This is a genomic window from Pseudomonas sp. BTN1 (assembly GCF_001907715.1).
Taxonomy (GTDB): Bacteria; Pseudomonadota; Gammaproteobacteria; order Pseudomonadales; family Pseudomonadaceae; genus Aquipseudomonas; species Aquipseudomonas paracarnis.
The window spans coordinates 1-13,651 of the sequence record NZ_MPBM01000034.1 but is presented as its reverse complement, the minus strand read 5'-3'; the positions used below and the strand labels follow the sequence as shown (position 1 = coordinate 13,651).

Here is a 13,651-nt window from a genome sequence, read left to right as displayed (position 1 = left end):
CTCAGCGGTTGGCGTCGGAATGGGTCATGGCGGTGTAGAACAGCCAGGACACCAACAGGATGATCAGGAAGTACACCAGGGAAAACGCCGCCGCCGGGCCCAGGTCGAATTGGCCGACGGCCATCTGGGTAAGCGTCTGGCTCAGGAAAGTGGTGGCATTACCCGGCCCGCCGCCGGTGAGCACGAAGGGTTCGGTGTAGATCATGAAGCTGTCCATGAAGCGCAGCATCACCGCGATCAGCAGCACGCTTTTCATCTTCGGCAACTGGATATGTCGGAACACCGCCCAGGCCGATGCACGATCAATCCGCGCAGCCTGGTAGTACACGTCCGGAATGGCCCTTAAACCTGAGTAGCACAGCAGCGCTACCAGCGAGGTCCAATGCCACACATCCATCACCAGTACGGTGACCCAGGCGTCCATGGTGTTGGCAGCGTAGTTGTAGCTGATGCCCAGGGCGTTGAGGGTCGAGCCCAGCAGGCCGATGTCGGCACGGCCAAAAATCTGCCAGATAGTGCCGACCACGTTCCACGGAATCAGCAAGGGAATGGCGAGGATGATCAGCACCAGCGAGGACCAGCGGCCCTTGGTGGGCATGGTCAGGGCGATGGCGATGCCCAGTGGGATCTCGATCAACAGCACGCAGGCCGAGTAGATGAACTGGCGCAGCAGCGAGTCGTGCAGGCGCGGGTCGAGTAGCACCTGCTTGTACCAGTCGGCTCCGACGAAATAGCGGCTGGATTGGTCGAAAATGTCCTGCACCGAATAGTTGACCACGGTCATCATCGGGATCACCGCACTGAACGCCACCAGCAGGAACACCGGCAACACCAGCCACCAGGCCTTGTTGTTCTGCACTTTGTTCATGGCGCCACCTCCAGCAGGTAATCGTCGGCGTAGAGCATCAGCCATTGCGTCGGGAAGCTGATGGAAGCCTTGCCTTCCGGCACCGGCTTGTCCTCGGCCAGGCGCACCTTGAGGGTGGCGCCGTCGAGGTTGAGGGTCATGATCTTGTAGGTGCCCAGGTCTTCCACATGTACGACGTCGGCTTGCAGGGCGTCAGGGTTGTACTCGTCCCATACGTGGATAAATTCCGGACGAATGCCGACCTGGAGCTTTTTGTAGTCGGTGGTGTTGAGACGTTGCTGCATTGCTTCGGACAGCGGCAACAGGGTATTGGCGAACCCTACACCGCCAGCCTTGGCCTGCACCTCGATCAGATTCATCCCAGGACTACCGATGAAGTAACCGACAAAGGTGTGGCTGGGCCGCTCGAACAATTCACGCGGCGTACCGAACTGCACGATCTGCCCGCCGTACATCACCGCGATCTTGTCGGCGAACGTGGAGGCTTCCAGTTGATCGTGGGTAACGTAGACCATGGTGATATTGAACTGCTCGTGAATCTGCTTGAGCTTGCGCCGCAGTTTCCACTTCAGGTGCGGGTCGATCACCGTCAGCGGCTCATCGAACAGAATGGCCGACACGTCATCGCGCACCAGGCCACGGCCCATGGAGACTTTCTGTTTTTCGTCGGCGGTGAGGTTGCGGGCTTTTTTGCTCAGCAGGTTTTGCAGGTCGAGGACTTCGGCGATTTCCTGCACCTTGCTGTGAATTTTCGCTTCGGCCATGCCCTGGTTGCGCAGCGGGAACGCCAGATTGTCGAACACCGTCATGGTGTCGTACACCACCGGGAACTGGAACACCTGGGCGATATTGCGTTTCTCTGGGGTGAGATCGTTGACCACTTGGGTATCGAACAGCACCTGGCCTTCGGACGGGCTGAGCAGGCCGGAAATGATATTGAGCAGCGTGGACTTGCCGCAGCCCGACGGCCCGAGCAAGGCGTAGGCACCGCCCTGCTCCCACACATGATTCATTTCACGAATGGCGTAATCTTCTGGCCCTGTGGGTGTAGGACTATAGCTATGGGCCAGGTTGCGCAAATGGATCTCGGCCATCAGGCAACCCTCGCGACACGGCGTCCGGGGGCCTGGACCAAGCGGCCCTGACCATCGAACACAAACAGTTTATGGGTGGGGATATACACACGGATCGGCGCGTCGACATCGTATTCATGCACCCCCGGCAGGTGCAGCACCAGCAGGAAGTGCTCACTGCGCACATGCAGAAAGGTTTCCGAGCCGCTGATCTCGGCGACTTCCACGGTCACCGCCAGCTCCAGGTCATCATCATTACTGGGTACCAGGCTGATATGGCTGGGGCGCACGCCAAAGCGGAACTCGCCTTCGCCGATAGGACGCAGGTCAACATTGAGTGGGAAATGCACGAAGTTGGCGAAACTCACTTCGTTGCCGCTGATGCGCCCTGGCATCAGGTTGATCGGCGGCTCGGAGAACAGCTCAGCGGCGAGGACAGTTTGCGGCTGGTGGTAGACCTCGGCGGCCTTGCCGCTTTGGATCACCCGCCCCTCATGAAGAATGGTGGTGGTGCCACCCAAGGCCAGGGCCTCGTTGGGCTCGGTGGTGGCATATATCGCGATGGTGTGGCGCGCCTTGAACAGTTCGCGCATTTCCTGACGCAGCTCTTCGCGCAGTTTGTAGTCCAGGTTGACCAGCGGCTCATCGAACAGAATCAGTTCAGCGTCTTTCACCAGGGCGCGGGCCATGGCGGTGCGTTGCTGCTGGCCACCGGACAATTCCAGGGGGTGGCGCTGCAGGAATTTCTCGATGCGCAGCATCTTGGCGGTTTCCAGCACCTTGCTCTGGATCACCTCCTGGGACACACCGGCCTGGCGCAACGGCGAGGCGATGTTCTCGAACACGGTCATGGTCGGGTAGTTGATGAACTGCTGGTAGACCATCGACACATTGCGCAGGCGCACCGGCTTTTGCGTGACATCCACGCCGTTCATCAGGATGCGGCCGCTGTCGGGCTTGTCCAGGCCGGCCATCAGGCGCATCAGGCTGGTCTTGCCGGATAGGGTGCGACCGAGCAGGACGTTGAAAGAACCGGCTTCGAACCGCAGGTTGGCGTCGTCGATCCAGGTTTGGCCGTCGACAACGCGGGAGACATGTTCCAGGGTCAATGACATGACACGACCTTTTTATTATTGGAATGAATCTGGTCCGTTGTCAGAGCGAGTTTCGTGCCAATACCGCAAGCGCTTGATGTGTAAGGAGATGGTCGAATGGTGATGTTCGGGAGTGAACAATCCGGCTGAACAATTGAACACTGCCGGGGTTGACAATGAACAGTTGTGAACAACACTCTCATGACCAACACAGGGTAAATGTGGGAGCGGGCTTGCTCGCGAATGCGGTGGGTCAGTCAATCATCGGTCGACTGATACACCGTATTCGCGAGCAAGCCCGCTCCCACAGTTTGAATCGGTTTCTTCAGTTAGATATGCAATAACAATAAAAATGAAGGTCGCACGATGGCCGAACCCTTGACCCACGACACCCTTATCCAGGAATCCTGGCGCCGTTGCCGCGCCTACGGCCTGGATCACCAGAGCACCCCCAGCTTTGACCAACTGCCCGCCGAGGGCATTCGCCATCTCCTGGAAAGCCAGCATTCACTTGTGCAGACCACTCATCAGGAAGTGCTGCCCTACTACGAAAATATCCTCAGCAACTCCAACTGCCTGATCATGCTGGCCGACAATCAGGGCCAGGTCCTGACGTCGTGGGGCACCCAGCGGTTTATCGAACCCAGGCTGGCCCGTGGCTTCAGCCCCGGCGCGAGCTGGATGGAGCGTGCCAGTGGCACCAATGCCATCGGCACCGCACTGGCCTGCGCCCAGGCCGTGCATATTGAACACGATGAACACTTCCTGAAGGCCAACCGCTTCATGACCGGCTCCGCGGCGCCGATTTTCGATGCCCAGCGCGAAATCATCGCCGTTCTGGACGTGTCCAGCGACAGTTACCTGCCGCCCTCCCACACCCTGGGCATGGTCAAGATGATGAGCCAGACCGTGGAGAATCGGCTGATCCTCAACCTGTTTCGCGGCGAACACTTCCAACTGACCTTCAACACCGGCTTGAGCAACCTCGACAGCCAATGGGCCGGCCTGCTGATCTTTGATGAAAGCGGCCAGGTGCTGTCGGCCAATCGGCGCGCAGATAATCTGCTGGGCATCAGCCTGTCGCGGGTGATGATCGACAGCCTGTTCAAGGTCTCGCTGCTGGAGTTGCTCAACCAACCGGAAGGGCTGCCCTTCGCCTTGCAGGCGGCGGGACGCAATCGGTTCCAGTGCCTGTTGAAGCGGCCCAAGCAGATGCCGGTGCAAGCGCGGCTGTTCAGCCAACCGCCGCCAGCACCGACGTCGATCAACCTTCAGACCCTACATTTTGGCGATGTGCGCGTGGAAAAAGCCGTGCGCCAGGCCGAGCGCCTATTGGAGAAGGACATTCCGCTGTTGATCCATGGCGAGACCGGCGTAGGCAAAGAGGTGTTCGTCAAAGCCCTGCACCAGGCCAGTTCCCGCAGCCGACAGGCGTTGATCGCGGTGAACTGTGCGGCGATTCCCGCAGAGCTGGTGGAATCGGAACTGTTCGGCTACGAAAAAGGCGCCTTCACCGGCGCCAACCAGAAAGGCAGCATCGGCCTGATCCGCAAGGCGGACAAGGGCACGCTGTTTCTCGACGAGATTGGCGATATGCCGCTGCCCACCCAGGCCCGCCTGTTACGAGTATTGCAGGAGCGCTGTGTGCAACCGGTGGGCAGCAGCGAGGTGTTCCCGGTGGACTTGCGCATCATCTCGGCGACCAACCGCGCTCTGCGCGAACTGGTACAGGCCGGACGCTTTCGCGAGGACTTGTACTACCGCATCGGGGGCCTGACCCTGGAATTGCCGCCATTGCGCGAGCGTACCGACAAGCAGGCGCTGTTCCAGCAACTGTGGCAGCAACACCGCGAACCGACGCAATGGGCCGGGCTGAGCGCCGAGGTGCTGAGGCTATTCGAGCAACACCCGTGGCCGGGGAATTTACGCCAGGTGAGCAGCGTGTTGCAGGTGGCGTTGGCAATGGCCGAGGAGCAGCCGATCCGCGCAGAGCACCTGCCCGATGATTTTTTTGTGGATTTGCAGGCGACAGTGCCGCTGTCTAAACCTGAACACCTGGATGAAAGTCTCGACCTGAGCCAGCGCCTGGAAGCCGTGGGCGGGAATATTTCCCACCTGGCGCGAGAGCTGGGGGTGAGTCGCAACACCCTGTACAAGCGCCTGCGCCAACACGAAGGTTGATTTAACGCCAGCTCCAGGAAACGCCGGTGTAGATACCCCGCCCGTCAGCGGGGGTTGAACGTGCAGCGTCCATGCCTTTGTCGTCGTAAGCCGGCGTAACGGTGTTGGCATAACGGCGGTTGGTCAGGTTGCGCAGGTCGACCCAGGCTTGCCAGTCTCGCTGGGGTGCGTCATAGCCGAACGTGGCACCGAGGGTGGTGTAAGCCGCAGCGTAGTAGGAATTGGCGTAGTCCACCGCTACCCGCGAGGCGTGCTCGGTGTTGAGGCTGGTGTAGAAACCCGTCGGGTGGCTGTAGCGCACCTGGGCCTGATAGTAATGCTTGGGGATGCCGGGCAAGGTGTTGTCGCCGAAACGGTCATCGTCGCGGTAGTGGAAGTCGCTGTAGGTATAGGCTTGGCGCAGGTCGAGCCTGCCGTTGCGGCCACCGTCCCATAGCGGGCTGAGCAGGCTCAGCTCCACGCCCTGGTGCACGGTGGGGCTGGCGTTGGATTCGGCAATAATCGCGCTACTGTTGGCGGTTTGGGCCTGGGTTTCGACGGAGAGCAATTCGTGGCGTACTTCGGAGCGGTAGAGGGCCAGGTCCCATTGGCCGAGCCAGGCTTCACCGCGACCGCCGACTTCCAGAGTGGTGGCGGTCTGGTTCTTCAGGCTGACACCTTCGCGTGCCAACCCATTGGCAGGGCCGGCGTCGAAATATTTGTTGGAACCCCAGATCATCGACCAGGCGTGCGGCGGCTCTACCGACCGGCTCAAGTTGGCGTATACCTGCAATTGCGGGGTGAAGTCGTAACGCAGGCCGATGCGCGGTGCGTAGTCCCAGTCATGCTGACTGAGCGGCGCCTGGCCGTCGGGGTAAGTCACCTGGGTTTCGCGGCGGGTGTAGATCGCGGCGAGGCCAGTGGTCAGCCACAGATCCTCCAGCAGTTCCAACTCGTTGCCGACATGCAGCACGGTGTCGGAGCCCAGGTAGCTGTAATCGCGGGTTTTGGTGCCGGGGGCGTAGATTGCGGTCTTGCCCGCCGGGATGCGCACATATTCCGAAGCGCCATTATTGGGCATCGCCTGGGTGGTGCGCAGACCGACGGTGGTTTTGCTGGCATGGCCGAACAGGTTGTCCTGACGGATGTAGTTCAGGGTGCCGCTGATATCGGTGTAGGCGACCTTGAGGCGGTTGGTGCCCTCGCGCAGATCCATCGGGTAATCGTGATAGGCCAGCCCGACTTCGATTCTTGATGCGTCATCGAGTTGCAAGGTGGTCTTGTTGGCGATCCAGGTAGAGCCCGGTTGCAGGCGTTTTGAATCGCGGGCGGCGTTGAGGCTGTTGGCGGCACGCGGATCATGGCTGATCTGGTCACGCGTGAGTCTGCCGGGAGAATCGTTGGTGGTTTCGCGATAACGCAAGTAGAAGCGCGTTTCCAGGTCCGGGTTAAAGCGATAGCCAAAGTTGGCGGCGATGCCCTTGCCGGTACCAGCGCTCTGGTGCTGATAACCGTCGGACTCCGAATCGGTGAGGCTGATGTAATAGTCGGCGTCCCCCAGCACCTGCCCGGAACTGACTTCGCGTTGGGCATAGCCGCGACTGCCGACCTCATAGCGCACTTGCAGCTTGGGCGCGTCCAAGCCGGTGCGGGTAACGTAGTTGACCGCACCGCCCAAGGCCAATGCACCCTGATCGAACCCGTTGGCGCCACGCAGCACCTCTACCCGGCTTTGCCACAGCGGGTCCTTGAGCTCATAGGGCGTGCCGCCTGGGCCGGTAAGCGGCAGGCCGTCGAACATTTCATACAGGCCGGAGGCATGGGCACCGGGGGCGCGGTTCAGGCCCGAGCCACGAATGGACACCTTCACCCCTTCGTTATTGGCCGCCTTGGCGTAAACACCAGCCTGGTACTTGAAGACATCCTCGTTGGTGCTGACCCGTCCCTGTTGCACGCTGTCCATATCGATGTAATTGGTGCCGCCGGGCACGCTTTTGAGCTGCGCCTGGGCGATTTCTGCGGCACTGGCCTCAGCCGTAGTGACTTCAACCGGCGCCAATTGCAGGCCTTCGGCCTGTACCAGCGAACTGAGGGTCAAGGCGGCAAAAATAAACGGGGGGTGGCGCAGCAGCATTGGGAGCAGGTCCTTGGAATCCGGGAACGTGCCGGGCCGAGCCCACCACGCGAACAGTGATGGGAAGGCAGGTATGCCCCTCGAGTCACTCCTTAATGACGGACAGGGGCGTATCAAAAACAGGGGTGAATCAGTTTAACCATCGGCAGTTGCCAATGTCCGCATCAGATCATCTGCATCCGACCCCGGCGGAAAGCGAAAGCCATACATTTCGTCAGTGGCGAGAATCGCCCCCAAGGTGTCGCGCAACTGGTCTTCCGTGGGCGAGTCACGCAATAACTTATGCGCCGGCAGCAATAACTCGGCAGACACGCCCTGGGCGGTCGCGGCGTCAATTACCGCATAGAGGATAAACCGCAAGCGTATTTCGCGATCCGTGGGCCAAACCGTTTTTCGTTTACCCAAGGGAGGGCCTCGTGTTTAAGAAAAATCCGAGGCTATTGCCCGCAGGCCAGCCTTTCAAGCCGCCGGAGACAAGATAGGCCGCTTCCTACAGCGGAAAGGGAAACACCGCACCGATTGGTCGATGCGATGGGCCTTACTGCACCGGCAGGAAATTCATCAGCAACAGGCTTTGTGCGTAATTGAGGCCAATGCGCCGGTAGCGCTCATCGAGGATTTGGGTCAGCAGGTCCAACCGCGCGACGATCTTGCCGAACTCAACGGCAAAACTGAGGTTACTGCCCTCCTCCGAGATTTCGTTGGAAAATAACAGCAACACGCCGTTGGCATCCTGACGCTGGCTGAGCAGCCAGGTGGCCTTTTCGATATTGCGCGCGGCATTGCTGACAAACTGCGGGTTGATCGAGTCGGTCACATAGAACTGCGTGCGCCCGCCGTGAGCGGTCACGAGCATGCTGCCAATCGCATAGATGAACGCGCCGACGCGGTCGCCGCGAAAGTCGGGGCTCAAGGAATAGCTCAGGGCAGCCAGGTCACGCCGGTCACCCAGTGCGGGCAAGGGTTGGCGATTTTCGATGGCCTGGCGGATTTTCCGGGCGGCGGTCACCGCATCCGGATACCCCGATTGACGCCACTGGTTGGGGTTGCGCAGGTAGAGCTTGCTCATCAGCAGGTAGAGGCTTTGCAGGTTGTCACGCATCCCCAGCGTGGCCATGCGGTCGACGCTGGTCTGGAAGAACTCATCGGGCTTGCCGTCGCTGAACTGCCTGGCGATATCGCGGCCCTGTTGTTGGCTGCAACCCACTGCACACAGCGCGAACATCGCAGCCAGCAACAGCGGCCATCGGGTGGTAAAAATCGTAAACGTTCGATCCATCGGCACCGGGTCTGATTCTGTGGGCCGCACGCGGGAGTCGGGTGGCCGGGACAGAGGTAGATCAGCAAAATGGAAAAAAGTGCAGCGGTGCGGGTCGGATCAGCATCGGCTTACAGCCACAAGGAGGTGAACGAGACCAAGGGGGCCAGCAGACAAAGCCCGGCACAGGGCCGGGCTCTTTGGCCTGAACGCCTTCAGGTCTTGGGATGCTCAGTAGCTACTGAATCGGCCGCATCTACATCCGACATATCTTCTTCAAGAGGCGCCTCGTCATCCGGCGGCAGCGGGATATTGTCCTCGTCACGCCGCGGGTCATGGCCGGTCTCGTTATCGGTGCCCCGGGTAACCGCTTGCTGGGAAATGTTGCCTGGGGCTTTCTCGTTGATTTCCATGCTGGCACTCCGTTTATAGGCTCGGGATATCCGCGCTTAGGATTGAGAGGCTGCATCGGGATTGAGAGTGCCGGGCGTTAGACGAATGGCGTTTAGTAGGCAGTCGGGGTGAAAGAAAAACTGCTGCCGTGCTGAGAAATTCTGCGGCGAACAAGGTCTCCCGGCTTCATATCAATTTCTGATTCGATGATTCTTGAGGTGCCGAAAAGCATGTATTTCGAGACACCAAGAATATGCTTGCCAGGGGCCAGCCCAAACCTGGCAACCTCCCCAGGGTGAAACTCGGCAGCCGGTTTTCCATCAATATGCAAAATAAAACGGACTTCAGCTCCGTAGATGCCCGAGTCTCTAGTCACCACCAACTGAGCCGCGTTCTTTTCCGTAAAGGCATACATTCTTGTGGATGGCACAGGGTCTGCGATGTCGGCAGATATAGGCGATGTGGAGCACCCACCAAGAGCAGCAAGCAGTAATGCTCCGATTAAGCCTCGCATATCGTTCCCTCAAAAAATTTGTGCGACTTTAACATCCACAATAACCATAACAAGCTGTCTGTTCGCTATGTCTTATCTGATGGTCGTTCTCCCCACCCACCGTTTGCCGCAGCAGAGCGACACCGGTCATCAATCTTCGGGATTGTTGTCAGCAAACGACTTATTCAGTAGGCCCTGAACGACACTGTCGGGATCACCCAGCAATTGCTTACTGAATGCCTCTCCCTCGGCTGGACGCGTCGCGAGTAGCCCCCAGGACTTTGTTCCATCTGCGTTAAAGACCACGATTAGCTGATTGTCTGCACAATCATGTGGCTTGCACATGTGGCCTACCGTAAAGCGCTTACCATCCGCCGAAACCGTCTCGACTGGCGACGCTGTGCCCTGAGCTTTACTGACCCAGTCCGGATAACTGAGCATCTCTGCGTAGGCTTTTTTGTAAGGCGCTTTGCTGGCAATCTCGGGCAGATATTGCTCAGCCCAAACGCCTTCAGAGACTAGCATCATGGAGGCACCCGCCAGCATCGAAAGGCTCAGTATTTTCATTCGAATGACTCCATCTCGCTGACTTTTCAGCCGCTTTCGCAGGTTGCACTTAAACATCGGTATGAAAGCTGAGACAGGGCACTGTTTTAGAAGTTTCGACGTTCACCTAACAAACAAGCTTGAAATCATGAGGCAGGCCATGGCTGCCGTGGAGAGAAGTAAATCAGTCAAGCTAAAAGCTCCGTACTGTGCTTAGTAATGAATACGCAGTGCGAGGGCACGTGCACGATGACAGCTCCATACGGATCCAGTAAGACAGCATAGTCTTGTAGAAAACGTGCTGTGATGACGGCGGTCATTTGCTTCGTGTACTTTCGACCCTCGACTTCACTTACGGATGAGTATCATGAATGACGATTTGAAGCAGTCAGGCTCTACGACTACATCACAAGCCACCATCTCTCTAGAGCAGGTCAAAACCGGCAGGGTCCTGGATTTTACCTGGGCGCCAAACGCCAACACCACGACCACCATCGTCTCGGCAGACTTTGTCGACTACAAGGTCGATACTGCCCAGGGCAGCCCCACTGGCGACAGCCATTCCATTGCACGATTTACCTATGTCCAGGGCAAAGGCGGTGGCCAGATCAGCCAGCTCTTTCTGGAAGAAATGCGTGCCGGTGTACGTGCCAATACCCAGATCGGGTTGATGGTAGGACGCAAATGGGTTCTGGACCCCAATGGGGAAGTTTCCGGCAGCATTGGTACATACGTGGTTGAGCAATTCGACGACATGCGCGCCAGTGTGAATTATGTCGGCTCCTTCGCCCGGGTCTTCGCTGATCCGAGAATGGTCAGTTACCACGCTGGCGGACATGTGCACACCAATGTTTCTATCACCGGCAGCAGGCCCTTGACCATGTCGGATTCAGGCAAGTCGATGCTGGTCATCAGCGATACAGATGTCACGCTGACAATCGGTGATGATGTGATTGAAGGGTTCAAGGTGAATCTAATCCAGGCAGCCGCCGGCAAGATCAACATTGCCGTATCCAGCAGCCACGTGATCTACAGCAACGCTGGAAGCCGCACGCACACGCTCAATCCACTGGATGAGCTGGAAGTCAGTACCTTCCCATTCGGGCCGGTGTTCCTGGCCTTTCGAGTTAGACCAACTGCCTAAATAGCCCGGTATAACCAAACCCCAGAAACGCAAAAGCCCCGCTTTCGCGAGGCTTTCGTGTAAATCTTGGCGGGAAACCAGGGATTCGAACCCTGGAGACGCTATTAACGTCCGCCGGTTTTCAAGACTGCCGAGTTAACTACAAAAATCAATACCTTAGCTATTTATCGTTTCCGCAACCTGGAGTTTTTAGCCAGCCTACAGCCCGCATGTATCAAGGGCCGTGCATTGGGTTGCGGAAATGATTTACCCCTCCTCCGGCGTCCCTGCCGAACGATCTCCCAACTCAATAATTTGCCTGCTACGCTGTTCGCTCCACGGAGGAATAACGATGCCGAACTCAGACCTAATCCCTTCCCTGCTTTCCAAACTCTACGAAAACCAACTTGCCCTCGAGGCGTCCATCCTGGAGCTGTCAAATTGGGTTGAGCAACGTGGCTCCGCCGAGGTGGCAGACAACGTGCGAGGCGCCCTCTTCACAATCGGACACAACGAAGAGTTCATCAAAATGACTCTCGCCGTGCTGATGGAATCGGAATAGTCGCAAGCCCCTACAGCTCGTCGGCTCAAATCGCGCCATGTCCAAACCTCGATTACTGTACACGCATACAGTATTTGAGATTCACGCTATGACCGTTGAAATGGACACCGATGATTGGCTCGGTTGCCCCACTCCGCTGCAGATGTACCAGCACCAGTGCGCAATCCTCGTGGACGAGCTGGTAGAGACCGAGCGCATGCTGCGTAGAGCGCGGGCGAATATCGCAGGCCTGGTGCAGATGAATGACCTGCTGATGACGGGAAAGGCCGAGATAGAAGCAAAGCTCGCCGAGGCGCTTGAAAAAATAGGCAAGCTGGAAAAACGGTACTCGTTATACCTTCCCTGCTTTCCAATTTCTATGCAGATGAGCATTTCCTTGAGGCTGATCTCATGGAGCTTTCCAACTGGAGAGCAGTCTGGAATCTTGAGCATGAAATCCAGGAGCGCGCGCTCCATCAAAACACTATCCCAGAGTCTTTAACTGCTCCCCCGCTGCACCTAGAGCTTTACTTGGGTTGATTTCTCAAACCTAAGCCACTCTGTGACGGCTGTAACTTTTTTCATCGCAGGACGCTCAATCAAGGAGAATGTTAGGCCACATATAAAAACCAAAACCGGCGTGAGCGCCAGAATAACAAAACAGTATTGAAGCGCACTGACCTGACTGATCACCGCAACCCCAAAAACCAACTTAAACATCACATACAACAGAATCCCATGAAGAAGATACATACTATAAGCTAATTCCCCCATCACTCGCGAGACCTTGCTTTTAAACAAACCGAAAACACTATTACCACCTGCAATCAGACAGAAAGCAGCTACCATTAACGCCTTCGCCAACACACTCTCATAAATAGACGAAAACCCTGTAAAAACCACACCCAATAACAACAAGATAATTACAGAAGAAAACTTAGAAGCGGAGAAATTCTTAAACGACTCCAGCCTGACAACAAGGGCCGCGAACATGCCGCCAACAAACAGCCAATAAAAACCATTGGCAAAGTACAGGCTACCAAACATATACATGCATAGCACACTCAAAAACAGATACTTAATTGAGGACCTGCCTCCAATGGCCAAAAATACCAAAGGAAGCGCAAAATAAAACGTCCACTCATATGGGAGGCTCCATGCAACACTCGCATTAATAAGATTTGTATTCGCCAGACCATTTATATCAGGAGAGCCATATCTAATAGTGAATAAAAGCCATTTGGAAATACTCAGAAGCATTTCACTGGGCTCACCGAGCGGCTTATCCCTGGTAACCATAAAAACAATTAAAAACAGCAACCCCATCGAGAAAAAGTAGAGAGGCACCAACCTTAAAAATCTAGACACATACAACCTAAGCCAATCAACTCCAGTGTTACGAGCATCGAGCATTTTAGAAAAGAACAGAAATCCCGTTATCATAAAAAACAGCGAAACTCCGACCTGTCCAAAACTTACAAAAACTCTAATTGGCGGATTAGACCAACTACCACTCTTCAAATAAAAAAACCATATGCAAGAGTGATGAAGGAATACAAAAAAAGCCAAATACCCTCTCAATCCATCAATAGTAACAAACCGACCGACACTATCTGAAACAGACAATCTGCTAGAAATAAAATAAGTCGACAACAAAGCTATAGATATCGCCAAAAAGGCAAAAAGCACGCCAATCACTTCCACTCTTTTTACTTCCTATTGTATTTTTACTATTCATTCCTACCATAATATCTTTTTTTCACTCGCTCTGCATTTTAAACGAAGGACTCCTTAGCACCCCATGGATGATTCATTTGATGGCTCTGACATACGCTTGGCACGCACGCAAGGCAATTACGGCGTTATCCCCATCGTCGGTGATGGCAAAAATTCTTTGAGCATACGCTGGGTCAAGTTGGGCTCGACGGGCTGCATGAACCACGCCGATGGCGCCGGGGGTGGTAGGCA

The 13,651-nt window shown here is 56.5% G+C and carries 14 protein-coding genes and 1 pseudogene; 4 read left to right on the top strand and 11 right to left on the bottom strand.

The annotated features are described in order from the left end of the window. Position 1: 1 nt before the first annotated feature. Genes BMH52_RS17265 through BMH52_RS17255 form a run of 3 tightly spaced genes read right to left on the bottom strand, consistent with a single transcriptional unit; the run spans position 2 to position 3,056 of the window. Positions 2-868, bottom strand: a complete 867-nt coding sequence (locus BMH52_RS17265) for a carbohydrate ABC transporter permease (protein ID WP_003192014.1) — start codon at positions 866-868, stop codon at positions 2-4. Further along, the gene (locus tag BMH52_RS17260) at positions 865-1,962 is read right to left on the bottom strand and encodes an ABC transporter ATP-binding protein (RefSeq protein WP_032902868.1); all 1,098 of its coding nucleotides are present in this window, start codon (positions 1,960-1,962) and stop codon (positions 865-867) included. The genes BMH52_RS17265 and BMH52_RS17260 overlap by 4 nt, the downstream gene beginning before the upstream one ends. After that, positions 1,962-3,056 (bottom strand): ABC transporter ATP-binding protein, encoded by a 1,095-nt coding sequence (locus BMH52_RS17255; RefSeq protein ID WP_014718865.1) that lies wholly within the window; start codon positions 3,054-3,056, stop codon positions 1,962-1,964. The genes BMH52_RS17260 and BMH52_RS17255 overlap by 1 nt, the downstream gene beginning before the upstream one ends. A gap of 345 nt (positions 3,057-3,401) precedes the next feature. Here BMH52_RS17255 and BMH52_RS17250 point away from each other — a divergent pair, with 345 nt between their 5' ends. Beyond that, positions 3,402-5,216 (top strand): sigma-54-dependent Fis family transcriptional regulator, encoded by a 1,815-nt coding sequence (locus BMH52_RS17250; protein ID WP_073844447.1) that lies wholly within the window; start codon positions 3,402-3,404, stop codon positions 5,214-5,216. 1 nt (position 5,217) lies between these two features. Here the strand turns inward: BMH52_RS17250 and BMH52_RS17245 are convergent, their stop codons facing one another. The 6 genes from BMH52_RS17245 to BMH52_RS17220 form a co-directional block, all read right to left on the bottom strand. Further along, on the bottom strand, positions 5,218-7,329 hold the full coding sequence (locus BMH52_RS17245; RefSeq protein ID WP_073844443.1) for a TonB-dependent receptor domain-containing protein: 2,112 nt from the start codon (positions 7,327-7,329) through the stop codon (positions 5,218-5,220). Positions 7,330-7,464: 135 nt separating this feature from the next. Next, the gene (locus BMH52_RS17240) at positions 7,465-7,734 is read right to left on the bottom strand and encodes a hypothetical protein (protein ID WP_019816804.1); all 270 of its coding nucleotides are present in this window, start codon (positions 7,732-7,734) and stop codon (positions 7,465-7,467) included. A 133-nt stretch (positions 7,735-7,867) separates the two neighbouring features. Beyond that, positions 7,868-8,608, bottom strand: coding sequence for a hypothetical protein (locus BMH52_RS17235; RefSeq protein ID WP_032902865.1), 741 nt, complete (start codon positions 8,606-8,608; stop codon positions 7,868-7,870). 194 nt (positions 8,609-8,802) lie between these two features. Further along, positions 8,803-9,000, bottom strand: a complete 198-nt coding sequence (locus BMH52_RS17230; RefSeq protein ID WP_014718870.1) for a hypothetical protein — start codon at positions 8,998-9,000, stop codon at positions 8,803-8,805. Between the two features lie 92 nt (positions 9,001-9,092). Beyond that, positions 9,093-9,494: a hypothetical protein gene (locus BMH52_RS17225; protein WP_014718871.1), complete on the bottom strand. Its 402-nt coding sequence runs from the start codon at positions 9,492-9,494 to the stop codon at positions 9,093-9,095. 129 nt (positions 9,495-9,623) lie between these two features. Then, the gene (locus BMH52_RS17220; RefSeq protein WP_032902864.1) at positions 9,624-10,040 is read right to left on the bottom strand and encodes an Ivy family c-type lysozyme inhibitor; all 417 of its coding nucleotides are present in this window, start codon (positions 10,038-10,040) and stop codon (positions 9,624-9,626) included. A gap of 346 nt (positions 10,041-10,386) precedes the next feature. On the opposite strand from BMH52_RS17220, the gene BMH52_RS17215 reads away from it, so the two are divergent. From BMH52_RS17215 to BMH52_RS29630, 3 genes are all read left to right on the top strand, one after another. Continuing rightward, the gene (locus BMH52_RS17215) at positions 10,387-11,163 is read left to right on the top strand and encodes a hypothetical protein (protein WP_020303086.1); all 777 of its coding nucleotides are present in this window, start codon (positions 10,387-10,389) and stop codon (positions 11,161-11,163) included. A gap of 331 nt (positions 11,164-11,494) precedes the next feature. Beyond that, entirely contained in the window at positions 11,495-11,704 is a 210-nt protein-coding gene (locus tag BMH52_RS17210; protein WP_019816802.1) for a hypothetical protein, read from the top strand. An 88-nt stretch (positions 11,705-11,792) separates the two neighbouring features. Continuing rightward, positions 11,793-12,185, top strand: coding sequence for a hypothetical protein (locus tag BMH52_RS29630; RefSeq protein WP_073844441.1), 393 nt, complete (start codon positions 11,793-11,795; stop codon positions 12,183-12,185). Between the two features lie 17 nt (positions 12,186-12,202). Here BMH52_RS29630 and BMH52_RS17200 read toward each other — a convergent pair whose 3' ends face one another. After that, the gene (locus BMH52_RS17200) at positions 12,203-13,387 is read right to left on the bottom strand and encodes an acyltransferase (RefSeq protein ID WP_073844439.1); all 1,185 of its coding nucleotides are present in this window, start codon (positions 13,385-13,387) and stop codon (positions 12,203-12,205) included. A gap of 106 nt (positions 13,388-13,493) precedes the next feature. Further along, a pseudogene (locus BMH52_RS29625) lies at positions 13,494-13,651 on the bottom strand (lysis protein); the annotation flags it as partial.